Origin of the sequence: Eubacterium sp. CAG:161, assembly GCF_000432355.1 — a bacterium.
GTDB lineage: Bacteria > Bacillota > Clostridia > Lachnospirales > Lachnospiraceae > Eubacterium_G > Eubacterium_G segne.
This window is the reverse complement of record NZ_HF991857.1, coordinates 4620-28295: the sequence shown is the minus strand read 5'-3', so window position 1 is coordinate 28295 and position 23676 is coordinate 4620. Positions and strand designations below refer to the sequence as shown.

General features: G+C 34.7%; 23 protein-coding genes. 19 read left to right on the top strand and 4 right to left on the bottom strand.

Going from position 1 to position 23676, the window contains the following annotated elements:
• Positions 1-113: 113 nt before the first annotated feature.
• Positions 114-500 (bottom strand): hypothetical protein, encoded by a 387-nt coding sequence (locus tag Q5O30_RS03905; protein ID WP_021952453.1) that lies wholly within the window; start codon positions 498-500, stop codon positions 114-116.
• Between the two features lie 214 nt (positions 501-714).
• Between Q5O30_RS03905 and Q5O30_RS03900 the strand changes: the two genes are divergently transcribed.
• Positions 715-1992: an adenylosuccinate synthase gene (locus Q5O30_RS03900; RefSeq protein ID WP_021952452.1), complete on the top strand. Its 1278-nt coding sequence runs from the start codon at positions 715-717 to the stop codon at positions 1990-1992.
• A gap of 52 nt (positions 1993-2044) precedes the next feature.
• Here Q5O30_RS03900 and Q5O30_RS03895 read toward each other — a convergent pair whose 3' ends face one another.
• Positions 2045-2557, bottom strand: a complete 513-nt coding sequence (locus Q5O30_RS03895; protein ID WP_021952451.1) for an SEC-C metal-binding domain-containing protein — start codon at positions 2555-2557, stop codon at positions 2045-2047.
• A 164-nt stretch (positions 2558-2721) separates the two neighbouring features.
• Here Q5O30_RS03895 and Q5O30_RS03890 point away from each other — a divergent pair, with 164 nt between their 5' ends.
• Complete coding sequence (locus Q5O30_RS03890; RefSeq protein WP_021952450.1) at positions 2722-2937, top strand: hypothetical protein; 216 nt, start codon at positions 2722-2724, stop codon at positions 2935-2937.
• 46 nt (positions 2938-2983) lie between these two features.
• Here Q5O30_RS03890 and Q5O30_RS03885 read toward each other — a convergent pair whose 3' ends face one another.
• Positions 2984-3955 (bottom strand): hypothetical protein, encoded by a 972-nt coding sequence (locus Q5O30_RS03885; protein ID WP_021952449.1) that lies wholly within the window; start codon positions 3953-3955, stop codon positions 2984-2986.
• Positions 3956-4074: 119 nt separating this feature from the next.
• On the opposite strand from Q5O30_RS03885, the gene Q5O30_RS03880 reads away from it, so the two are divergent.
• The 5 genes from Q5O30_RS03880 to Q5O30_RS03860 all read left to right on the top strand — a co-directional run bounded on the left by Q5O30_RS03880 (position 4075) and on the right by Q5O30_RS03860 (position 8262).
• Positions 4075-4818, top strand: coding sequence for a class I SAM-dependent methyltransferase (locus Q5O30_RS03880; protein ID WP_021952448.1), 744 nt, complete (start codon positions 4075-4077; stop codon positions 4816-4818).
• Between the two features lie 11 nt (positions 4819-4829).
• Positions 4830-5705 carry an Hsp33 family molecular chaperone HslO gene (gene hslO, locus Q5O30_RS03875; RefSeq protein ID WP_021952447.1) on the top strand — a complete coding sequence of 292 codons (876 nt, stop codon included), beginning with the start codon at positions 4830-4832 and terminating at the stop codon, positions 5703-5705.
• A 29-nt stretch (positions 5706-5734) separates the two neighbouring features.
• Entirely contained in the window at positions 5735-7024 is a 1290-nt protein-coding gene (locus tag Q5O30_RS03870) for a class D sortase (protein WP_021952446.1), read from the top strand.
• 13 nt (positions 7025-7037) lie between these two features.
• Positions 7038-7862 carry a hypothetical protein gene (locus Q5O30_RS03865; protein WP_147365647.1) on the top strand — a complete coding sequence of 275 codons (825 nt, stop codon included), beginning with the start codon at positions 7038-7040 and terminating at the stop codon, positions 7860-7862.
• 109 nt (positions 7863-7971) lie between these two features.
• Positions 7972-8262: a YerC/YecD family TrpR-related protein gene (locus Q5O30_RS03860; protein WP_021952444.1), complete on the top strand. Its 291-nt coding sequence runs from the start codon at positions 7972-7974 to the stop codon at positions 8260-8262.
• A 47-nt stretch (positions 8263-8309) separates the two neighbouring features.
• Here the strand turns inward: Q5O30_RS03860 and Q5O30_RS03855 are convergent, their stop codons facing one another.
• Complete coding sequence (locus Q5O30_RS03855) at positions 8310-8900, bottom strand: DUF1836 domain-containing protein (protein ID WP_021952443.1); 591 nt, start codon at positions 8898-8900, stop codon at positions 8310-8312.
• A gap of 109 nt (positions 8901-9009) precedes the next feature.
• Here Q5O30_RS03855 and Q5O30_RS03850 point away from each other — a divergent pair, with 109 nt between their 5' ends.
• From Q5O30_RS03850 to Q5O30_RS03795, 12 genes are all read left to right on the top strand, one after another.
• Positions 9010-11337, top strand: coding sequence for an ATP-dependent helicase (locus tag Q5O30_RS03850; protein WP_021952442.1), 2328 nt, complete (start codon positions 9010-9012; stop codon positions 11335-11337).
• A gap of 154 nt (positions 11338-11491) precedes the next feature.
• Entirely contained in the window at positions 11492-11728 is a 237-nt protein-coding gene (locus Q5O30_RS03845) for a hypothetical protein (protein WP_021952441.1), read from the top strand.
• Between the two features lie 67 nt (positions 11729-11795).
• Positions 11796-13205: a 23S rRNA (uracil(1939)-C(5))-methyltransferase RlmD gene (gene rlmD / locus Q5O30_RS03840; RefSeq protein ID WP_370553102.1), complete on the top strand. Its 1410-nt coding sequence runs from the start codon at positions 11796-11798 to the stop codon at positions 13203-13205.
• A gap of 252 nt (positions 13206-13457) precedes the next feature.
• Positions 13458-14417 (top strand): ParB/RepB/Spo0J family partition protein, encoded by a 960-nt coding sequence (locus Q5O30_RS03835; RefSeq protein ID WP_021952439.1) that lies wholly within the window; start codon positions 13458-13460, stop codon positions 14415-14417.
• Between the two features lie 506 nt (positions 14418-14923).
• Positions 14924-15193, top strand: a complete 270-nt coding sequence (locus tag Q5O30_RS03830; RefSeq protein WP_021952438.1) for a hypothetical protein — start codon at positions 14924-14926, stop codon at positions 15191-15193.
• Between the two features lie 48 nt (positions 15194-15241).
• Positions 15242-16171: a ParM/StbA family protein gene (locus Q5O30_RS03825; RefSeq protein WP_021952437.1), complete on the top strand. Its 930-nt coding sequence runs from the start codon at positions 15242-15244 to the stop codon at positions 16169-16171.
• Positions 16172-16585 carry a hypothetical protein gene (locus Q5O30_RS03820; RefSeq protein WP_021952436.1) on the top strand — a complete coding sequence of 138 codons (414 nt, stop codon included), beginning with the start codon at positions 16172-16174 and terminating at the stop codon, positions 16583-16585. It abuts the gene before it with no gap.
• Positions 16586-16593: 8 nt separating this feature from the next.
• Positions 16594-16773, top strand: a complete 180-nt coding sequence (locus Q5O30_RS03815) for a hypothetical protein (protein WP_021952435.1) — start codon at positions 16594-16596, stop codon at positions 16771-16773.
• A 164-nt stretch (positions 16774-16937) separates the two neighbouring features.
• On the top strand, positions 16938-17900 hold the full coding sequence (locus Q5O30_RS03810) for a CAP domain-containing protein (protein WP_021952434.1): 963 nt from the start codon (positions 16938-16940) through the stop codon (positions 17898-17900).
• A 70-nt stretch (positions 17901-17970) separates the two neighbouring features.
• Positions 17971-22161 (top strand): collagen binding domain-containing protein, encoded by a 4191-nt coding sequence (locus tag Q5O30_RS03805; protein ID WP_021952433.1) that lies wholly within the window; start codon positions 17971-17973, stop codon positions 22159-22161.
• Positions 22151-22870, top strand: coding sequence for a class B sortase (locus Q5O30_RS03800; RefSeq protein WP_021952432.1), 720 nt, complete (start codon positions 22151-22153; stop codon positions 22868-22870). The genes Q5O30_RS03805 and Q5O30_RS03800 overlap by 11 nt, the downstream gene beginning before the upstream one ends.
• A 162-nt stretch (positions 22871-23032) precedes the next feature.
• Positions 23033-23676 (top strand): AAA family ATPase (locus tag Q5O30_RS03795; RefSeq protein WP_302674563.1); only part of this gene is annotated, 644 nt, incomplete at its 3' end.

Here is a 23676-nt window from a genome sequence, read left to right as displayed (position 1 = left end):
GCAGCGGCAAACACAAGTGCCATTACCACAACGGCTATAATTGTACCCATGATTTATATACCTCCTTATTTAATTGTACTAAAATAAAACCTTTAAAAAGGTGGTACATAAAATTACTTTTTGCCGTCCTGTTGGTGAATATAATTTAGAATTACGGTATGGCTGTTTAAATTATCGTTGCAGCATACCAAAGCTATTAAGTCTGAACAAAAACTGTTATGAAGAAAGAATGTAGCATTAGCTACAATTCCACCAAAACCTCCTAAATATGTGGAGGAGCTTTTTAGTTTATTAGAAGAAACAGCTGTGTTTTGATTTTCGCTTTTGGTAGAAACGCTAACAGGTAAAACATCTTTTACAGAATAATATGTAGTAGTTTTATCCGGTGCGAAATCATCTAAAACTGATTGTGGAGTCAGAACATTATAAAACATCCCTGAAAGAATCAAGGATATGGATAACAAAATGCATATGAAATTTTTATTTTTTGAAATACGCATATTAATTCTGCCTCCTAAGAATTAAATTATATCAGAGAATGGAAGATAATTCAATTGCAGGGGGATTAAAAGTCATAAAAATGCTTTAAACCACTAGCATTTTTCATCAACAAATAGTATAATGTTCAATGGTTTGCTTTGGCTTAATTAAATATGGAACATTGCAAACAGAACTATTGATATATAATTATATAAATGTTAGGAGGAGACCAATATGGTTAGAGCGATAGTTGGTGCTAACTGGGGCGATGAAGGAAAAGGAAAGATTACAGATATGCTTGGCGAAAAGTCAGACATCATTGTAAGATTTCAGGGAGGAAGCAATGCAGGTCATACCATTATAAATGATTATGGTAAATTCGCATTACATTTACTTCCATCAGGAGTATTTTATCAGCATACTACATGCGTTATCGGTAACGGAGTTGCACTGAATATTCCTTATCTTCAAAGAGAAATAGATGATATAGTTTCAAAGGGAGTCCCAAAGCCACATATTCTTGTTTCAGACAGAGCACAGATTCTTATGCCATATCACATAGACTTTGATGCGTATGAGGAAGAAAGATTAGGCGGAAAGGCATTTGGCTCAACTAAGTCAGGTATTGCTCCTTTCTATTCAGATAAATATGCAAAGATTGGATTCCAGGTATCAGAATTATTTGATGAGGAAACACTTAAGGAAAAGGTGACAAGAGTAGTTGCTCAGAAGAACATTTTATTAGAGCATATGTATCATAAGCCACTTATTAATCCGGATGAATTACTTGAGACATTACATAGTTATAGAGATATAATTGAGCCTTATGCATGTGATGTGTCATTATTCTTAAACAATGCCATTAAAGAAGGCAAGACAATCCTTCTTGAAGGACAGCTTGGAACATTGAAGGATCCTGATTTTGGTATTTATCCAATGGTAACATCTTCATCAACATTGGCTGCATATGGAGCTATTGGTGCAGGTATTCCACCTTATGAAATTAAGGATATTATTACTGTAGTTAAGGCTTATTCCAGCGCCGTTGGAGCAGGTGAGTTTGTAAGTGAAATTTTTGGAGATGAAGCTGATGAACTTAGAAGACGTGGCGGTGACGGTGGTGAGTTTGGTGCCACAACAGGACGTCCTCGTAGAATGGGATGGTTTGACTGCGTTGCATCACGTTACGGTGTAAGAATGCAGGGTGCTACAGAGGTAGCCCTTACTGTACTTGATGTATTAGGATACTTAGATGAAATCCCTGTTTGTGTAGGATATGAAATTGACGGAGAGGTTACAAAAGACTTCCCTGTTACAGCTAAACTTAAGAAAGCAAAGCCTGTTTACGAAAAGCTTCCGGGATGGAAAGAGGAAATTCGTGGAATTACGGAATACGAAAAATTACCGGAAAACTGTCGTAAATACATTGAATTTATTGAGAAAGAACTTGGCGTGCCAATTACTATGGTCAGCAACGGACCGGGACGTCATGAAATTATAAATCGTAAGTAAAAAATAAAACCGGTGGCTCGCAGCCACCGGTTTTATTTTGCATATTAGCCAATTAATTTCTGCCACAGCAATATTTATATTTTTTTCCACTTCCACATGGACATGGGTCATTTCTGCCGATTTTTTTATCTTTAAATACTGTGCCTGATAATTTCTGCTCTTTATATAATTTCTTCTGCTTGTCTGCATCAAGAATGTCGTTCCATTCTTCAAGACCGTAAAGCCAGTCTGCCTTAGCTTCAACCATGTTCTTGTAAAGAAGCTCATCATCATAATCAAGACTTACTTCTCTGGTTTCTGTCAACTCCTCTAAGTTGTTTGGTGTCTTGAGGCTTTCGTTAATTCCGTCAAGGAAACCAACCATAGTAAGAACTTCCATGTTGTATTTCTTGGCAAGTTCTTCGACTGTACCGGAAACAACTGTGCCGTGATTTTTAAGCAGATCTTTGTAAACTTCCACTTCCTGAGCAAAATATGCACCCCAGAACTGATCATACTGTTCCTGAGTCTGTTGCTGATTATATGCAATTTCTCTCCATGTTTCCAATAAATACTTCTTATCCATTGTTATCCTCCAAAATATAGTTATAAACACTCTAATTATACCGACCATATTGAATAATTGCAATAGATTAATCTTTCATATATAATAGGATACAGTGTAAAAGATAAATCTTTTTCTAATAAAGGATTGTTTTGCAGAGACAAATAACAGAAATGAGGGATTATATGGATAAGGTAAGACGTACTCTTGCAATGATAGGAGTTATAGTAATTGTTATATGTGCAATATTAACCTTGATTTTTGCGTTGTTGACAAATTTCGGTGTGGGAGATTTCTCAAATGCATGGAAAGCAAGTGCATGGTGCATGGTTGTAATACCGGCATTTATATATGCAATGTTACTTATATACAGAATATTAAATGGAAGAGGCACCAAATAACATAATTAAACCGACCACCAAAAGTTACATACAATTGGCAGGTCGGTTAATTATTGCGTAAAACTTTTAAACGTTCCTTAGCTTCCTTTTGTTTAGATTCGGAGTGACCGATAATAATGTCATATTCAGTGGCACGGATGGCATTTAAAAGCTCTAAGGCTTCATCGCTGGTTTTATGCCTGTCAGTTATTACGGATCCGCTTTTTATGGCAAAACAAAGGGAGTAATCCGGAGATGTGCTGTTTGGATTTAACCGTAATTCACCTACCCTGTAGCACCAGATTATATCCTTTAAGGGGATTATGGAAACATAGCTTTTGTCAATATCTATAAAATAATTTTCAGTTATGTACATTGAATTTATTTGAAGATAATTCTCTGATAAAAGCTCACTTTGGGCGTTATCAATAAGAGCTTTTTGCTCTTTCTTTCCAAGAAAAGTACATACGGGATAGAAATAGGGAACGAAAATGCCCATTATTTCTGATATAACTTTTTTAATGGAAACAAATAAAATAAAGAGAGTTATCCACATAATAGCCATATAAATCTTTGGAGAATAATCCGGGGAACTTACAACGAAATCTTCCGAGAAACCGGACAGGTCGTTTATATTCCAGTTTAAATCATTGGCAAAGGCTGAAAGCATCTTTTTAAAAGGACGGTTTCTTTTGATTACTTTAGCCTTGAAATCATAATCCTTTAGAATTTTTGCCGGGGTATCACTTACAGGAACAATGGCAAAAATGCATTTATCTTCATCGATAGAGTAATAATAACCATATTCCCTGCCAAAGGATTTATTCAGATTGTAACCGGTATAATACAGTCTGTCAGCATGGACGCTAACATATTTATGACCGGCGTCAACATCACTAATGTTATCAATAACATCCGGATGAAAAATATTGTAAAAAGGGCACAAAAAAAGAATAGCCGGCATAATCACGGTTATTATAAGGGGAAATATAAGTTTTCTCTTACATACTTTTTTTATGTTAAATATAATGTCTACCATAATGCACCTTTTTTGAAAAATATAAGTACAGTATAAATGAGTAAAGTAATTTAATCAAGGTTGCGTTTAAGAGGGATTATTGGTAAAATTAAACTAAGTGTGTTTAGAAGGAGAAAATTATGGAAGCGTACACCGGATTTGCCGAGGTTTATGACAAATTTATGGATAATATAGACTATCCCATGTGGTGTCATTACCTTTGTGAACTACTAAAAGATAACGGGGTAGAGACAGGAACGTTGGTTGAGTTAGGCTGTGGAACAGGAAATGTTACAATGGGTCTGGCTAAAGAAGGTTACAATATTATTGGAACGGACATTTCCCCGGAAATGCTGGGAATTGCATTTGAAAAATTAACTGATGAAGTGAGAAATAATATTCTGTATGTAGCTATGGATATGCGGGAATTGGAACTGCCATGTCAGGTGGCAGCAGCAGTTAGCATATGCGACAGCATCAATTATATAACGGAGTATGATGATTTGGTTACAGTTATTAAAGGAGTTAAAAAGTATCTTGCACCGGAGGGTGTATTTATTTTTGATTTAAAGACTGTTAAGTACTTTAGGAGCATAGGGGATAATGTAATTGCAGAAGACAGGGACGAATGTAGTTTTATCTGGGATAATTATTTTGATGAAAGTGACAATATAAATGAATATCAGTTGTCATTGTTTATAAAAGGGGATGACGGCAGATATGATAAATTCGTTGAAGAACATTACCAGCGGGGATATTTAATAGAAGAAATTAAAGAGGCGGTAAAGGAAGCCGGTATGAATATTGTGTCATTATATAGGGCATTTAGCCATGAAAATGCAAGTGAAGATGATGACAGAATATATGTGGTATTAAAGAAATAAGGAGATTTATAATGGATTATATAGTAAGAGCAACGGCGGCAAACAGACAAATAAGGGCATTTGCCATTACTTCAAGGGAAATGGTTGAAACAGCCAGAGAACATCATAATACCAGTCCTGTGGCTACGGCGGCGTTAGGAAGATTGCTTAGTGCAGGAGCCATGATGGGGGTAATGATGAAGGGGGAAAAGGACATGCTCACCATTATGATGAAAGGTGACGGTCCTATAAACGGTGTTACGGTTACAGCAGATTCTCACGGAAATGTAAAAGGATATGTGGGAAATCCCAATGTTATTATTCCGGCAAATTATGCAGGAAAATTAGATGTAGGCGCTGCCATAGGTTATGGAACCCTTACGGTAATTAAGGATATGGGACTTAAGGAGCCTTATTCCAGCCAGGTCCCTCTTGGCACCAGTGAAGTGGCAGAGGATTTAACTTATTATTTTGCGGCATCGGAGCAGGTTCCGTCAGCAGTGGGACTGGGAGTTCTTATGTCAAAGGACAATACCGTAAAGCAGGCAGGTGGATTTATTGTACAACTTATGCCTTTTGCGGAAGAAGAGGTAATAGACAAGCTGGAAAAAAGAATTAACAGTATTTCCAGTGTAACGGAAATGCTGGAAAAGGGCATGACACCTGAGGATATTCTTACAGAAGTTATGGGAGATATGGGTGTTGAGTTTACTGACAAAATCGAAACCGGATTTAAGTGTACCTGCAGTAAGGAGAAAATTGTAAAGGCATTAGCAGGCATAAGTAAAAAAGATTTAGATGAAATCATAAATGACGGCAAGGAAATAGACGTTAAATGTGATTTCTGTAATACAACTTATAAATTCAGTGTGGAAGAATTGAAAACATTGCGAAAGCAGTATCAATAGGGAATAGGTTAATTTATGGAGGAAACAAGGTGAAAAAAATAGTAACTACTGTTATGATAATGATTTGCAGTTTATTCATGACAGGTTTGATGAACAACAGTGTAAATGCAGGACAATTAGACAAAAACGAAAGCTATGTCTTAGAGAAAATATCAGAAGATAAATTTCCTGCCAAAGTACAGCAAAGATATATAAATCAGCTGAAAAATTATTTTTGCCAGGATGATATTTCACTGGGAAAAGGAGAGGCAGAGGATTTTGTTAAGTATTTAGGTGAAGCTTTGTCCGGAAAAAATGGAGATACACCTAAAGAAATGGCGGATAGCTATATCCGTTTTGAAAAGGCTGGTTCAGCAATAGGTTTATTATTGTCCTATGACAGCAGGGAAAATGTATTTTATTTTACGGATTCATCAGGATATATTGTACTGGATTTTCAGGATGTTGTAAAAAATACAGGAAATGAAAAATCAGTGATGCCTACGGAATTAATATTTACAGCTATTATTGGTTTATGTATCATAGGTCTTTTATTAAACCTTGGAAGATGGGGAAGAAAAATAAGACGAAATAGCGATACATATGAAGATGATGAGGATGAAAGTGAATTGGAAGTGGCTAACAGACGTACAAGAAGAGCCAGAATGCAGACATTTTCATACAAGGCTGTAAAGCAGATTCTCCGTTACTGTTTTGTACCTATCATTATGGGATTAATTGTAATTGGAGCCGTAATGGTGGGAATGACATTTTTTGACGATATAGCATCAAGTGTTAAGAACAATTTTATTAATACTCAGCCTGTCTATGTTGAAAGTAACAGACAGTTTGTTAAAACTACAGTTAAGAAGGATAAGCAGAAAAAGACAATTAAACTTTCAGATATACCAACTCCAAAATACGGAGACCAGTATGGTGAAATAACCTGTGATAAGTTACAGTTAAAAGCTCCGGTTTATTTTGGTGACAGAGGAAATATTCTTAAAAAAGGTGCAGGTCAGTATAATGGAAGTTTTCTTCCGGGAGAAGGGGGAACAATATTAATTGGTGCCCATGATACTACATATTTTAAGAAACTTGAAAAGGTTAAGAAGGGGCAGACTTTTGAATTTACAACGGAATATGGAGTTTATGAATATAAAGTTAAGGATATTAAAATTGTAGAGAAAGATAAATATGATGAGGCATATGACCTTAGTGCAGATAAAGAAAGCCTTGTTTTATATACATGCTATCCATTTGGTAAGTTAAAGGGTACGAAGGAAAAGAGAATGTTTGTATATCTGGACAAGGTAACCGGTCCGGATATTCAATACTAGGAGGTGCATGGCAGTGAAAGGAAGAATAATACGAAGAAGAATCATAAGTTATATACTGACATTTATTCTCATGCTGTGCATAATGGGAATATCCTTAATAGGAATGGGAAAGTACAGTATGTTTAGTGAACGTGCCGTATTTCACGCATATGACAAGGTGGGTCTGTTTACTAAAATCTGTTCAGAATTAAAGGAAGAGGCTTATAACATAGGCATTCCTTATGGAATTGAAAGTAATGATTTAAATGGTGTGTTTATAAGAAAAAATGCCATGAGAGATTTAATGGCAACCTTATCCGCTGATATTAATGAGGAAAAAGCGGTTATAAATACTTCATATATAAAGACAAAAATAACCCGGAATATAAAGAAGCAATATAAAGGAAAATTAACGGATGAGCAGCAGAAATCTTTAGATGAATACATCAATAAGGTGGAAAAAATCTACCAAAAGAAAATGGTTATTCCATGTTCTGAATATATTGCAAAAATGATTAACATTTTTACAAAGCTGTTTTTAATAGGAATACCTGTTTGTGTTCTTATTGCAATATTGTGTATGTTCTATTTGGTGGCATCAAGGTCGAAAACATATCGCGGAATGCGGTATATTGCTTACGGAGTATTAGGAGCAGGGGTTACATTATTAACCCTGTTTGCAGCATTGATTTCTAACGGATTTATTTATAAATTTAATATATCTGATGCATATATGAGAAGATTTTTTACTTATTATGTAGGTCACGAATTTTTAATGCAGGTTATAATGGGAATTATATTAATGGTAATTGGTGTGATTTTGGTATTTATAATCTCAAGAAAGAAGTTTAGAAATTAAGAAATATTAAAAATAGTTATAAATTACTGGACTTTCAAACTTTAGAGTGCTAAAATGTAAAAATAGAATAGATTTACAGGGTTATTATTAATAGCCGGAGGTTTGAATTATGAGTAAAAAAATAAGAACAACAGAAGTTGATCATTTGTTTGATGCTATTTTATGTTTAAAGGACAAGGAAGAATGTTATACATTTTTTGAGGATGTGTGTACGGTAAACGAACTGTTATCCATTTCCCAGCGCTATGAGGTGGCAAAGATGCTAAGAGAGGGAAAGACCTATCTGGAAATTTCCCATTCCACAGGAGCTTCAACGGCTACCATTAGCAGAGTAAACCGTTCATTAAATTATGGAAATGATGGATATGATATGGTTTTAGAACGTGTAAAAGATAAATAAAGTAACAAAAAAAAATCCGGAATGCGGCATATGCCGCTTCCGGTGATTTATTTCTTGTCTTCGGTATTGTTGTCAGGGAGAGAATCAATAAGTTTCTCAATCATTATTTTTCTGATAAACATATCATAACTTAATGACGTTATAATACTTAAAGTATGAAGATATTCCTCATTATCATCATTGGAATCAATGCCATCAAAAATGTTTTCTGAGCAACCGGATTCAATAGATGCCGGATTGGCAAGATTTTGATTGTTTATATAATCAAGAAAATTATTAATTATATTTTCCATAGGCGTATCTTCGTTATGAAAGTATTTCTCAATTAGCGGTGACAAAATTTTGGTAACATCATTAATTGATATAACATTTTTAAAAAAGTAAATCATAGTAAGGATAATAATATGATCCTTGGAATATTTTTTCTTTTCAGGTGATGGCAGAAGGCGGCTTTTGGCATAGTTATTTATCATGGTTTTAGTAAGCAGCTTATCGTTTTCGTGTCTTTTAGTTGCAATAAATTTATTATTTAAATAAGTGGTAACCTGATCCATATAAAGGTCAATGTTAGGCAGGTCATCTATATTAAAATTACGCACTTCATCTAAAACCTGCTTAATGATTTCATCTGAGTTCATATTATTCCTCCTAAATTTAAATAGAATATAATTTGTATAGACTTTATTATAATATGTAGTATTAAAAACTACAAGATAAAATTATTTGAAAGGTAAAACGGTATTAAAGATGAGCAGTATTTATGAAACACTTAATGATATGCAGCAGTTAGCATGTTATCATACGGAAGGACCGTTGCTTATATTAGCGGGGGCAGGAAGCGGCAAGACAAGAGTTCTTACCCATAGAATAGCGTATCTTATTAAAGAGAAACATGTTAATCCATACAATATTATGGCAATTACATTTACCAATAAAGCAGCTGCTGAAATGAGAACCCGTGTAAATAAGTTAGTTGGCTTTGGTGCGGAGCAGGTGTGGGTAAGCACATTTCATTCAGCATGTGTAAGAATCCTTAGAAGATATATAGATAGAATAGGCTTTAAAAATGATTTCTCAATTTATGACACAGACGACAGTAAAAAAGTTATCAGGGAAATTATTAAGGGATTAAATCTGGATTCCAAAATGTATAGAGAATCCTCTGTTTTAGGAAAAATATCTGATTTTAAAAATAAGCTTATGACTACAGGCGATGTGGCTTCCATGGCACAAAAGGATTTTAAACTCCTTAATATTTCCAGAATATATAATGAGTATCAGGATACCTTATATAAAAACAATGCTTTGGATTTTGATGATTTAATAATGATGACAGTGAAGTTATTCAGACAGCTTCCGGAAGTTCTGGAAAACTATCAGGAAAGGCTTCAGTATATTATGGTAGATGAGTATCAGGATACCAATGCGGCACAGTTTGCCTTTGTGAAGCTGTTAGCGGAAAAAAACAAAAATCTTTGTGTTGTAGGTGATGATGACCAGTCAATTTATAAATTCAGAGGAGCGGATATATCCAACATTCTTCAGTTTGAGAAGTATTTTCCTAATGCAAGGGTAGTAAAATTAGAGCAGAATTACCGTTCCACGAAAAATATATTAGAGGCTGCCAATTCAGTTATACAGCATAATACAAACAGAAAAGATAAGGTATTGTGGAGTGATAATGAAGAGGGAGCAAAGATAGATATATATAAGGCAGAGGATGGATATGATGAGGCAAAAATGGTGGCGAATACCATTAAGGAAGAGGTTTTAAATAATAATGCCTCATATAATGATTTTGCTATTTTGTACAGAACCAATGCCCAGTCCCGTGCCTTAGAGGAAAAGCTTCTTATGAAGAGTATACCTTATAAAATCATAGGTGGTCAGAATTTCTATCAGAGAAAAGAAATAAAGGACATGCTGGCGTATTTGAAAATAATAAACAATACAACAGATGATTTGGCAGTGGAGCGTATTGTAAATGTTCCAAAACGTGGAATAGGCGAGACCACCATAGGATATGCCAAGGAATATGCTCAGGAAAAGGGAATGGATTTGTACGATGCATTGGTAAATGTAGAGGATATTCCTAAGTTATCAAGAGCCGTTAATAAGGTTAAATATTTCCTGTATCATATGGAAATCTTTCAGGAGGCGTATGAAACAGGTTCTCTTAAGGATTTAGCTGAAACTATTTTTGTTAAAAGCGGATATCAGAATGAACTGTTGAATGATGGAAGCGACGAGGCAAAGGGAAGAATCGAAAATATCGAGGAACTTATAAGTAAAATAGCTGAATATGAGGCAACGGAAGAGAATCCTACCTTGGACAGGTTTTTAGAAGAGGTTGCTTTGGTTTCGGATTTGGATACTTTTGATGAAGACAGCGACTACGTTGTTTTAATGACTGTACACAGTGCAAAGGGATTGGAATTTCCAAATGTATTTTTGTGTGGAATGGAAGATGGTCTGTTCCCGGGATATATGAGCATAATGTCTGATGACAATGAGGAATTAGAAGAGGAGCGTCGTCTTTGCTATGTGGCTATAACAAGGGCAATGAAAAAGCTTACCATCAGTTATGCAAAAAAACGTATGGTAAGAGGTGAAACCCAGTACAATGTGGTATCAAGATTTGTTAAGGAAATTCCACCACTTATTGTTAGCAGTAAAAATGTGGAAGACAGATTAGCGGAAAAAAGCTCTTCATTTTCACAGTTTGGCGGAGGAAGTGCCGGGGTAATAAGACGTGGAAGAAGTGAAGAAGTTAATTTCGGAGGAGTTGGGGGCTCAAGAAGCTATGCAGCAAGTGCAAGAAAAAATGCATATAAGGCAATGGCCACGAAGCCTGCGTATGGTTCAGGAACAAGACCTTCTTTCGGAAAAGAATTTAAGGTAACAAAAGCTGATATAGATTATGTTGTGGGGGACAGAGTAAAACATATTAAGTTTGGCGAGGGAACGGTTTTGGGAATTGAAGACGGAAGCCGTGATTATCAGGTAACTGTTAATTTTGATACTGTAGGTCAGAAAGTTATGATGGCATCTTTTGCCAAATTGAAAAAAATCTGATGTTTTTTACATAAAAGGACACACGTACAAATTTAAAATTTTTGTAGTAAATCCTAAGCATAAATGATATACTAATGTAAAAGACATAACATAGCAGATATGTAATGAATTGTGAAACATTCATTGTTTAAAATTTGATTAAAGAGGTGACAATATGGACGAAATCATGAAGGGCGTAAAGATTGGCAAGCTTTTAGGCAAAGATGAAAAAAAAGAAACCTGCAAGGTTATCGCCATTGTAGTTGGCGTTATTGCAACAATTGCAGCCATAGCAGGAGCAGCATATGCTATTTACAGATTTGTAAACAGAGATGATTATGATGATTTCGAAGACGATTTTGATGATCTTTTCGATGAAGATGATGAAGATGAAGATGACTTTGAAGACTAGTGTGTGATGCAGAAAAAAGACAGCTATAGAGGGTCAGAAGCTCTTTATAGCTGTTTTTTTGCTAATAATGAAAATAATACATTGGATTGGAGATAAAATGAAAAAAGGTGTTGAATATACAGGTGTTGTAACAAAATTAGGATTTCCTAACAAAGGTGAAGTGGATTGCAGGGAAGATGGAGTGGCAACAGTTAAAGGAACCATACCGGGACAGACAGTGCGGTTTGTGGTTTCAAAAAAAAGAGCAGGAAAATCTGTTGGAAGGCTAAAGGAAGTGGTGGAAAAATCCCACCTTGAAGATGTCACACCAAAATGCCCGCATTTTGAATTTTGCGGAGGTTGTTCATATCAGACTTTAAGCTATAAAAATCAATTATCATTAAAGAAAAATATGGTGAAGGATATTCTTGATAATGCTATAAAGAGTGAATATGACTTTGAGGGCATAATTGAAAGCCCGGTTCAGTGGGAATACAGAAATAAAATGGAATTTTCTTTTGGGGACGAATACAAGGACGGTCCTCTGGCTCTTGGGATGCATAAAAGAAACAGTTTTCACGATATTGTCACAGTTAATAAATGCCGGATTGTAGATGAGGATTACAGAAAGGTAATGGATTGTGTTCTCAAACATTGCAGTGAAAGAGAGCTGCCTTTTTATAAAAAGTTAAAGCATGAAGGCTATTTGCGCCACCTTCTTGTAAGAAGAACCACCAAAACTAAACAGATGATAGTGGCAATTGTTACCACGTCGGATGAACAGTGGGAAAAACAGGCACAGCTTGATGTAATGGTGGAAAAACTCAGGGCTCTCAATTTAGAGGCAGAGTTATGTGGCGTTCTTCACATAATTAATGATGGTTTGGCAGATATAGTGCAAAGTGACGAGACAAGAATTTTGTACGGACAGGAATATATTTATGAGGAGTTGCTGGGACTTAAATTCAAAATATCAGTTTTCTCATTTTTTCAGACAAATTCATTAGGTGCTGAGGTTTTGTATTCTAAGGCAAGGGATTATATTGGTGACACAAAGGATATGACGGTGTTTGACCTATATAGCGGAACGGGAACCATTGCCCAGATAATAGCACCGGTGGCAAAGAAAGTGGTAGGTGTGGAAATCGTGGAAGAGGCTGTTCATGCAGCTAAAGAGAATGCCGAACTTAACGGTCTTGATAACTGCGAATTTATAGCAGGGGATGTGCTTAAGGTAATTGACGATATTAAGGACAAGCCGGACATGATTATTTTAGACCCACCAAGAGACGGAATTAATCCTAAGGCATTGCAGAAGATTATTGATTTTGGCGTGGACAAAATGGTGTATATAAGCTGTAAGCCAACAAGTCTGGCAAGGGATTTGGAAGTGTTGCAGCAGCAGGGATACAAGGTGGAAAAGGCAAGTGCCGTGGATATGTTTCCGGGGACGGTGCATGTGGAGACGGTTGTAAAACTACACAGGAAAGATATCTAAAAATCCTTGATTTTAGGCACTTTGAGAGCTTTTTTAGGTTTGATAAAGATGGCTCAAATAGGAGAAAAAAGACACTTTCCAATGGAGTTGACGTTTCTGTAGTATTAGATGTGGTGACTGGGAACACACGGTAATAACGTTCACAATTAAAGAAAAAACAAATATTTACTTCGTAGTAATTAAGACAAAGGATTACTCGTTTTCAGCAATGAAAATGAGTAATCCTTATTTTTTTGAAAGGAGAATTTGAAAATGGAAGAAATTAAGAATGTTAATCTGACACAATTGAAACCTTTTAAAAATCATCCCTTTTCAGTAAATTTTGATAAAGATTTTATTGAATTGATGAAAAGTATTGATAAGGAAGGTGTAATAGTGCCATTACTTGCAAGACCTAATCCTAATGGAGAGGGGTATGAACTTATATCAGGGCATAGAAGAAAAATGGTATGTGAAGAGTTAGGAATAGAGGAAATTCCGGTTGTCATCAGAGAAATGAATGATGAACAGGCAATAATTGCAATGGTAGATATAAACCTGATGCAGAGAGAAAAGATTAAGTTAAGTGAAAAAGCTTTTGCATTAAAAATGAAATTAGAAGCAATGAGCCGACAGGGACAAAGAAGTGATTTAACTTCTGGTCAAGTTGACCAGAAGTTGAAAAATAGGGATGTAAAAACTTATGGAATAGAAATTGAAAAAAAAGATAATGAAGAATTAGTATTTCGAAACAGTGAAAAAACAACAAATTCATATTCATCAAGAAAAGAATTAGCGATGCAAATAGGTGAAAGTGAAAGACAAATACAACGATATATTAGGTTAACAAATTTAATACCACAAATATTAGAAATGGTAGATGCTGAAAGAATAGCCTTTACAGTTGCAGTAGAGTTATCTTATTTAAAAGAAACTGAACAATATGAATTATATGCGGTAATGGATTTAGAGCAATGCACTCCGTCATTAACACAGGCTCATAGAATGAAAATGTCAAGTCAAAGCGGAAATTTGGATATGGATAATATTTATTGCATATTGGAGGAAGAAAAGCCAAATCAAAAAGAAAAAATAAAAATACCAGCAGATTTGTTGGAAGAATTTTTCCCTGAAAATTTTACAGAAAAGCAAAAGATAGGGTTAATAAAAAAATTAGTTGAAGAATGGTATATAGAACAGAATGAGATTGATATCAAATTGTCCAAGCGATAAATCACCATGACATGGTAAGTATTGCAAATTATTTACCATGTCAGTCAATTTAAACAATTTAGAAAATAACTTATCATTATGCCATGCGATAAAACATCGCAGTTGTAAATTGAAAACTGAATAACAATTACAAATTTATGAAACAACAAGTTTCATATCTTACATGAAAGAATTGATGTAAGGAGTAAAATTCCGGTGCACCTGTCCGGATAATCATTCACAGCATTGCGACGAGAACCGAAGGATTGAGAAAAGAAGGCGGAGCAGGCAGGACAGATTAAATGTAGCGGAAGGTTAATAAACCACAAAGGAGTGAGAGAAGCTCCTTATCCTCGAAATGGCAGCAGAGGAGATAGTTTCTATTTAGAAGCGTCGTGAACGCAAAAGCGGCTTGTTTGTAATTCCCAGGTGTACGGGCGATGAGGGCTTAGAGATAAGCGAAGTACACATACATAGTTAATACCCATAAGAATACTATGAATCTGAAGAGAAAGGAGCCTAAACAGTTGGGAATTAACACAAAAGCTTTTAAGAAAGATGAAATAAAAAGCGAAGCCGATAATAAGAAACAGTTAGTAAAAGAACTTCATAGCTGTATGAAATGTAAATATTTCTGGGGAAATGATAACAGATGTATCAATAATAAGAAATGTGGTTCAAAAAATAGTACAAATTGTAACGCATATAAGCCGAAGGATAGCAAGTGTATAGGATGTCCTTATGGAAAAGACAATTTATATTGTTTTCCTTGTATGAAAGATTTGTTAGGAGAATAAAGAAAGAAGGATACATAGATGACTAAAAAATCAAGGAGGCACAGAAAGATGGAGAATAAAATTGAAATAATTGCAATTGACCACGGTTGGTCAAATATAAAGACAGTAAATACAGTTTTTACTACGGCAGTAAACAGAATAGCCAATGAACCGGGAATCTTTGACAATGTTCTTCAATATGAAGGAAATTATTATTCAGTAGGCGGGAAAAGACTTGAAGTAAAAGATACTAAGGTCACAGATGATAGTTTTTATCTTTTAACCTTAGCTGCTATAGCTAAAGAGTTGAAAATCAAGGGAAAGAATCATGCAGATATCTTTTTATCGGTGGGACTTCCACTAACAAGATTTGGTGCTGAAAAGGAAGATTTTATTAAGTATCTGTCAAGAAAAAGAGAAGTAACGTTTAAATTTGAAAAACAGACCTACAGAGTGAATATTGTAAAAGTATCAGTTTTTCCACAATGTTATGCGGCAGTAGCAGACAGAATGTCTGAGTATGGCAGGAAGCATATTGTAGTAGATATTGGTTCATGGACAATGGATTTAATGACTATTAAAGACATGAAACCTGAACTTTCAGAGTGTGACACAAGACCTATGGGATTAATAACCTGTATGCACGCAATAAATAAAGAGTGTGTTGCAAAATTTAATTGTGAGATTGATGAATCTGAACTCGAGTACATAATGAAAACCGGTGTATGTAACATGGAAGAAAAATATGCAAAAGTTGTTGAAGATGAAATGAGAAGATTTGCAAATAAGGTATTTAACACATTAAGAGAATTTAATATCAACATTAATATCACTCCAATAACATTTGTTGGTGGTGGAGCAACAGTAATGAAAACATATGGAGAAAATACTGGGAAAAATATTAGTTACATAGAAGATATTAAGGCTAACGCAAAAGGATTTGAATATCTGGCAAAGGCATTTATGCTTTCTAAGGCAAAGCAGAGAGGAGAAAACTAGATGGCAAAAAATGATGATGGTTTTTATCATACTTTAAGACTTAGCAGGAGAAATCCCACTCACATTAAGATACATCAGATACTGGCAGATTTAGACAAATCAGTTTACAAATCACAAAACCAGTTTATAGCTGATGCAGTAGAATATTACATTAATGCATTAGAGAATGATTTTATAACAAATGATGATAGGGAGAAAAGAGAAGAAAATTTTGTTACCAAGTCAGATATTCAGAAAATGAAGGAAGACATCAAAAATGAAATTTTGAGTGAGGTAAATAAGCAAATGCTATCAGTACTAGGTAGTTTTACCGGAAATCTTGTAAGAAGTTCAAATCAGAATGAAACTGAACAGAAAGATGAATTTAGTGCAGATGACACATTGTTAGGACTTGCAGAAATGTGGGGAGAATAGGAGGCAATATGGCAGGAAATATTTTATACGGAATAAAAGAATATAGTATAGGAACAATAAAGATACTTGCAAAAGTTTTAATAACTATATGTCAGTTATTACTTGAAATTATTAAAATACTGTTTATCATTTGCGGTACAGTTCTGAAAATGTTTCTTGCCGTGTTCTTTATTGGCAGGAAAAAATAAATGAAATAACAAGCATATTATTGTATAATCAAGGAGGTAGAAATGAACAGAATACGGGATGAACCAGTTCTTCATCCCGTGTTGTAACTTAATAAATTCGCATCAGTAGGAGCGGATATGGTATAACACGGATAGCCTGTCCCTCTTACGGAAGGGAAGGCAGAATGAAGAAGATAAAATTAATCATAATAATAGGATTGTTATCAATTACAATTCCACAGATGAATGTAAATACATTTACAGTGCAGGCAGCAACTGTCAAGAAAGTTTCAGGTGTAAAAAAGAGTAAAGTAAAAGATGGCTCTTATTTTTATTCCAAGAAAAAGTACTATGACGGATGCTACAGAAAAATCAGTTGGAAAAAGATTAAAGGTGTAAAGGGGTATCAAATCTACAGATATGACTATTATTCAAAGAAATGGAATAAGATATTAACTACAAAGAATACTTCTTTTAATATTACGGATATGTGTGAAGGAGAAAAAGTAAAGCTTAAGGTAAGAGCATACAAGAAGAAAAAAGGAAAGAAAATATATGGTAAATTTTCAAAATCACTTACATATACAGAAAAAAGTAATCTTTATTACACAAAAAACAATAAGTTAATTAAGAAGGGCTGCTATGCCTCAGGAGTAAACGGATATCATAAGTATTGTGACCAACAAGCCTTTATGCTACAAAATGACTACAGAAAGAAAGCAAGTGTTGTAAAGCTGGAATGGTCTGATGTACTATATGAGATATGTAAAGTTAGGGCAAAAGATATAGTGGATGAATTTTCACACACAAAACTTGATTCAACTGCCAAAAATGTTTTAAAGAATAAGTATGGTTATGAAGAATGGATGCTGTGGGGAAATGTTGGAACTAAAGGATATGGAGTTTGTATCATCAGTGGTGAAAATATATTTAGTGGAAGTAGTTCACCAAAACATGCAATGAAATCATGGAAGAACAGTCAGGGACATTATCACAACATGGTACATCCTGATTATCGTTATGGTGCAATAGCTTCATATAAAGGTTGTTGGGCGGCAGTATTCAGTATGGTGGATGTAGATGAAATAGTGTTAAACAATAACACGGAAAGTCTGGAGCCTGCACTGCAAATTTTAGATAGAGAATAAAAACAGAATATAAATTGATAAAAGATCGTCTTTTTAGGCGGTCTTTTTCTTTTGAAAGGAGATTTGAATAATGAATAAAATAAAGAGACTCGTGGCAATGATGCTTGCAGTTATCATGTCCGTTACGGTACTGCCACATACACAGATAAAGGCATCAACCGGTACTGCTTCATTAGTAAATATAGGACAGCTGGGAACTGTCAATATTGGTGACAAAAGTGAAAGTGGAACGTGGCTCAAAACATTGGTAAATAATAAACCGGTGTTTTGTCTGGATTTAGGAAAAGCATGTCATACCAGTGATGTATATGTTTCATCAACAAGTGAAATATCAAGTGACAGTACTAACGCAAAAACCGCCGCTAAGGCAAAAATTGGACACTGGTATGCTTTTACAAAAAATAAAACTAACAAGGCGTGGGTTTATGCTCAGTGTTTAATCTGGAGTGCAGAAGAAGGAAGAACAAGTGAAAGCCAGTATAAAGATGTTATTAAGCAGGTTAGGGAAAACACTGGATATTATAATGACAAAACAGTAAATGAAATCTATAATCAGATTTTTAATGTAGACCATGTTGTAACGTGCTCCATTTTAAAATGGACACCATCTGCATCTTCCCGACAGGTGCTGATGGAGATTAATAGCACAGAGGTAGAAGAAGACTATAAGTTTTATCCCTTGAATGACAAAATGAGATACAGACAACGTATTACACTTACAAAAAAGGATGAAGATAATAATGCACTTCCAAAAGTAAAATTCTTATTAACTGCCAAGAACATTAAGGAACTGTATTCGTTCAGATTTAACGGATGGGGAGAGCCTGAAGGCGACGAAGTGGATGAAGACCAGAGCAGATTTGAAATTGAAGCATTAACTGATTCAAACGGTAAAATTACATACAAGTTTGATTATCAGATTCAGTCAGAGAACTACTATTATTGTAAAGCTGATGATTTGAAAGATATGTCAGATAATGCAAAAAAGGAAATTAAAGATAAACTGGATGATGAAGGATATAAATATGCCAGTGATTTGTCAAAAGATGGAGCAGAGAAATTAATCAAAGCAGATTTAGAAAAGCAGATGAAGGCAATCAGTAATAAGTATGTTATTATAGAATTGGATACAGGCAATGCAAACATTATTGCGCAGGGAAGCATTACCGAAGGAGTTACAATTACTATAAAGTCTGACAAGAGCTGGACAAAGGAAAATGGTTTCTGGCCGGATACTTCATCAGGGAAATATGGTGAATATGAAAAAGCGTATAAGTATGACGTCGTAAACAACTATAAGAAAGTGAAATTAACTGCTGTAAAGATTGATAATGAAACGGGAAAAGCAGCTCAGGGAGATGCTACTTTAGCAGGTGCAGTTTATGGTATGTATGAAGATAAGGCGTGTACAAAGTTAATGAAAAAGTATACAACAGATGCAGGTAATCAGTTTGAAACAGATTATGTAAGATGTGGAAAAGATTATTTCATTAAAGAAATAACACCTCCAACAGGTTATCTTAAAAATGAAAAAGTGTATACAGTAAATGAAAACGGACAGGTATATACGGCAGAGTATAACAGTGCAAAGTCTAAACTTGAATTAGGTGAAGATGTTATAAAGGGAAAAATATCAATCATTAAAGGTAAAGGTGATGGAACTGCAGGTATTGTTGAAAAAGAGGTAAATGCACAGTTTCAGGTATTCCTTGCTTCAAGTGGTTCATATGATAAGGCAAAAGCAACAGAAAGAGATTTGATTAAAACAGATAAAGACGGTTTTGCAATTACAAAAGAATTACCATACGGAACATATATTGTTCATCAGATTAGTGGTGACAAAGATACAGAGTTTGCTCCAGACTTTTTAGTAGATGTGAAAAAAGACGGAGAGACATATAAGTATCTTTTAAATAACCCTGAGTTTACAGCGTATCTAAAGATTGTAAAGAAGGACTCTCAGACAAAGCAGACTGTGCTTAAAGCAAATACAACTTATCAGATTTATAAGGTAAATGCAGATGGCACGGAAACTCTTGTAAAGCAGTCATACAATAATGGGAATAAAATTGTAACGATGGATAAATTTGTTTCAGACGAATCAGGAGAAATCATTACTTATGAAAAATTGAAGTCAGGTACATACAGGGTTTATGAAGTAAACGGACCGGAAGGCTTTAAGAATGACAAGAACTTTATCAATGTTGAGATTAACAGTAAATTATATAAAACAATGGTTGATGCAGACGGAAATAAATATTTGTACGCAGAGTATGAATATTACAATGATGAAACCTATGGAAAGTTTACGATTAAAAAGACAGGTCCTAGTGTATCAGGACTTAAAAGTGAAACAGTGGCACAAGTACCTGAATTGGCAAGCAAATTACCTGACATTATGCCACTTTCTGTAATTGAAAATCCGTTTCAGTATGAAGATGTAAGACTTGGAAATGTAGTATTTGAGCTTTATGCCAAAGAGGACATTGTGACACAGGACGGACAGGGAACAACATGGTTTGCTGCAGGTGATTTGGTAGCAACAATTGCTACCGGACAGGGTGCAGAGTTTACATCAGACTGTAATGGAATATGCAAAGCAGACGTAGATGAAAACGGAGATGTAACACTTAATGTACCGCTGGGAGCATATGAAATCAAAGAGAAACAGACTGTTTATGGATATGTTTTGCCAAAAATGAACACATGGGATTTGAACTTTGTATGGAAAAGTCAGGATGATGATTATGTATTAGATATTACGGAAAATACAACTGATGGAGTATTAGAAGTTAAGAACGATTTAGTATCAACAGATATTACCGTATTAAAGCAGGATTCAAAGACATGTAAGCCTGTCCCAAATACAAGGTTTGGTTTTTACACAAAGGATAATATATATGATATAGATGGAAATGTAATACTTGAAGCTGATTCAAAGATTACAACAGTTACAACGGGAGCTGATGGAACAGCGAAAATTCCATTTTCAGTGCCGGTAATGAGTGAAGGTTACGGAGAAGTGGAGGCACCGCTCAATTCAGGAGACTATTACTTCTTGGAAGAAAGTGTTTCAGACAGTTACTACATATCAGAAGAACCAACATTTGTACATCTTGAATATGAAAATCAGGAAACGGCAACAGTTTATGCAAAGGCAATAGTAAGTGACGAGCAGACAGAAGTTGAAGTGGATAAGTTAATGATTGCAAGCAGTGTAGAAATTCCGGACTGTCATTTGAAAATTTCAGATACAGATGGAAATGAAATTGTAAGCTGGATTACAGGAGATAAGGATTCAATCAGAATCAATGAGAAATTATCTGAAATGGGATATGTTAACTTTGATGCTAATATGGACGAAGATATGAGCATAAAAGTTAAGGGACTGCTCCATGACAAGGAATATGTTTTATCAGAAACAAAGCCTGCTGACGGATATACGACTGCAACAGATATTTCATTTATGCTTAAGCTCAAAATGGACGAAGCTAAGTATAGTACGCAGGTGTTTATAAAAAATGGGGATGAGTTTATAGAAGCTAATCCAAACAAAGTTGTAATGTATGATGACACCACAAAGGTAGAATTTTCAAAAACAAACATCACTGGGGAGAAAGAAGTTCCGGGTTGTGAGCTTGAAGTAACAGATAAAGAAACTGGTGAAGTGACGGATCATTGGATTTCAACAAAGTATAAACACGTAGTTGAAGGTAAGTATGCTGTAGGAAAGACATATGTATTTACTGAAAAAAGACCGGCAGACGGATTTGTAACTGCTGGCAGTGTGGAGTTTACTGTTTCTGATACAGGGGAAATCCAGAAAGTATCAATGAAGGATGATACAACGAAGATAGAGTTTTCAAAGATTGCATCCGATACTAAAAAGCTACTTCCGGGTGCTAAGTATAAAGTATTAGACAGTAATGGTAAGAAAGTATATGAATTTACCACAACAAAAAAAGTTGTACTGCTTGATGGAATCTTAAAAGCCGGTGAAACATATACGTTTGTGGAACAGAAAGCACCAGAGCATTATAAGAAGGCAGAAGATGTAAAGATTACAGTTAAGGATACCGGAAAGGTACAAAAATTAAAGGTAGTGGATGAACGTATTCCGGAAGTGCCGGATACACCACAGACAGGAAACAGAAGAAATATTCTTTTGTATGCTTTAGCATTACTGTTTGGAATTGGTACTCTAACAACCTACTCATGTGTGAGAATCAATCATGGAAAGAAGAAGGATAATGAACAGTAAGAGATCATGTGTTTATGTAGTTCTGTTCTTATTTGTTGCAGCCATTCTGGTTATATCTGCCGGAATGGCTGTAAATCAGTTAAAGGAAGATTATGCAGAAGAAAAGCAGTTTGTGGATATTCAAAATGAAGCTCAGACAATGAATGATAATAATATAGTTGATAAGCTGAGAAAAAGAAACAAAGACGTTATTGGATATTTGGAGATTCCTGATACAACGATAAGTTATCCTGTAATGCAGAAAAAAGATAATCCGGATTTTTATCTTAATCATGATATAGATAAAAACTACAGCTTTTATGGTACTCCTTATTTGTCAGCATATTGTGATTTAGAAAAGTCAGATAATCTGATTATCTATGGTCACAACATAAATGGCGGAAAGATGTTTGGTGCTTTGACACAGTACAGAGATGAGACTTTTTATAAGAAGCATAAAGATATCTTATTTACAACAAAAGACAAAAAGAAATATAAGATTTTTTCTGTTATCAGTGTAAATAAGAATGATTTTCCATATTGGAAGTTTGTAATGGCACAGGATGAGCCAGATTATGATAAATTCATTAATAAAGCAAAGAAGTACAGTATTTATAACATTGATATTATGCCTAAGTATGGAGAAAAAATACTGACACTCTCAACATGTGATAACAGCAGGGGCGACGATTATAGATTTGTAGTGTTTGCAGTAGAATTGGCAGGATAGGTTTGGTATAATTAGATAAACAAATAAGAATTTGGAGGTAACCGTAATGACTGGGTGTTTAAGATTTTTAAGATTAAGAAATATCTAAGTGCATAAGACTGTGTTAAATAGTTTTATGTACAAATTGAACACTAAAAACTATTTAATAAAGGAGAGCTTGTAATGATATTTCAAGATAATGTAATTAAAGAATATTTGAAAAGTGTTTATTTTGTGACGGGAACACCTTGTGGAGGAAAGACAACGATTTCACGGGAGTTGGCAAAAAAACATGATTTATTTGTTTATGATGTTGATGAACAATTTGAAAAGCATCAAAAAGCTTCAAATGCTAATTTTCAGCCAGCAATGAATAAGTCCTTTAAAGATGCTGATGAGTTTTTTGGACGTACCGTAGAAGAATATAAAAAATGGCTGATTGATAATACAAGAGAACAGTTAGATTTTGTGTTATTGGATTTGGTACGTCTTTCGCAAAATCAGATTGTATTGTGCGATTGTCATTTGACTATGGAACAGGCTAAAAAACTTACAGAACCATCTCGAATTGTCTTTCTAATTAAAGAGCCTACACATATAATAGAGGATTACTGTAATCGCTCTGACCATCAAGGCTTTTCTGATTTTATTAACAGTGCGTCCAATACTGGGAAAGCAAAAGAAACCTGTAATGCAACCTTGAGAAGTCTCAATGAGAAACACTATAGTGACATCAAGAGAAGTGGCTATTTTTGGCTTGAAAGAACATCTGAAAGTACAGTCGAGGAAACTGTAATAAAAGTAGAACAACATTTTGGATTGGCTGG

Excerpts from the sequence above, each read along its gene's own strand:
- Q5O30_RS03905 (WP_021952453.1), bottom strand. The coding sequence starts at position 500 with ATGCGTATTTCAAAAAATAAAAATTTCATATGCATTTTGTTATCCATA.
- Q5O30_RS03900 (WP_021952452.1), top strand. The coding sequence starts at position 715 with ATGGTTAGAGCGATAGTTGGTGCTAACTGGGGCGATGAAGGAAAAGGA.
- Q5O30_RS03895 (WP_021952451.1), bottom strand. The coding sequence starts at position 2,557 with ATGGATAAGAAGTATTTATTGGAAACATGGAGAGAAATTGCATATAAT.
- Q5O30_RS03890 (WP_021952450.1), top strand. The coding sequence starts at position 2,722 with ATGGATAAGGTAAGACGTACTCTTGCAATGATAGGAGTTATAGTAATT.
- Q5O30_RS03885 (WP_021952449.1), bottom strand. The coding sequence starts at position 3,955 with ATGGTAGACATTATATTTAACATAAAAAAAGTATGTAAGAGAAAACTT.
- Q5O30_RS03880 (WP_021952448.1), top strand. The coding sequence starts at position 4,075 with ATGGAAGCGTACACCGGATTTGCCGAGGTTTATGACAAATTTATGGAT.
- hslO (WP_021952447.1), top strand. The coding sequence starts at position 4,830 with ATGGATTATATAGTAAGAGCAACGGCGGCAAACAGACAAATAAGGGCA.
- Q5O30_RS03860 (WP_021952444.1), top strand. The coding sequence starts at position 7,972 with ATGAGTAAAAAAATAAGAACAACAGAAGTTGATCATTTGTTTGATGCT.
- Q5O30_RS03855 (WP_021952443.1), bottom strand. The coding sequence starts at position 8,900 with ATGAACTCAGATGAAATCATTAAGCAGGTTTTAGATGAAGTGCGTAAT.
- Q5O30_RS03850 (WP_021952442.1), top strand. The coding sequence starts at position 9,010 with ATGAGCAGTATTTATGAAACACTTAATGATATGCAGCAGTTAGCATGT.
- Q5O30_RS03845 (WP_021952441.1), top strand. The coding sequence starts at position 11,492 with ATGGACGAAATCATGAAGGGCGTAAAGATTGGCAAGCTTTTAGGCAAA.
- rlmD (WP_370553102.1), top strand. The coding sequence starts at position 11,796 with ATGAAAATAATACATTGGATTGGAGATAAAATGAAAAAAGGTGTTGAA.
- Q5O30_RS03835 (WP_021952439.1), top strand. The coding sequence starts at position 13,458 with ATGGAAGAAATTAAGAATGTTAATCTGACACAATTGAAACCTTTTAAA.
- Q5O30_RS03825 (WP_021952437.1), top strand. The coding sequence starts at position 15,242 with ATGGAGAATAAAATTGAAATAATTGCAATTGACCACGGTTGGTCAAAT.
- Q5O30_RS03820 (WP_021952436.1), top strand. The coding sequence starts at position 16,172 with ATGGCAAAAAATGATGATGGTTTTTATCATACTTTAAGACTTAGCAGG.
- Q5O30_RS03815 (WP_021952435.1), top strand. The coding sequence starts at position 16,594 with ATGGCAGGAAATATTTTATACGGAATAAAAGAATATAGTATAGGAACA.
- Q5O30_RS03810 (WP_021952434.1), top strand. The coding sequence starts at position 16,938 with ATGAAGAAGATAAAATTAATCATAATAATAGGATTGTTATCAATTACA.
- Q5O30_RS03805 (WP_021952433.1), top strand. The coding sequence starts at position 17,971 with ATGAATAAAATAAAGAGACTCGTGGCAATGATGCTTGCAGTTATCATG.
- Q5O30_RS03800 (WP_021952432.1), top strand. The coding sequence starts at position 22,151 with ATGAACAGTAAGAGATCATGTGTTTATGTAGTTCTGTTCTTATTTGTT.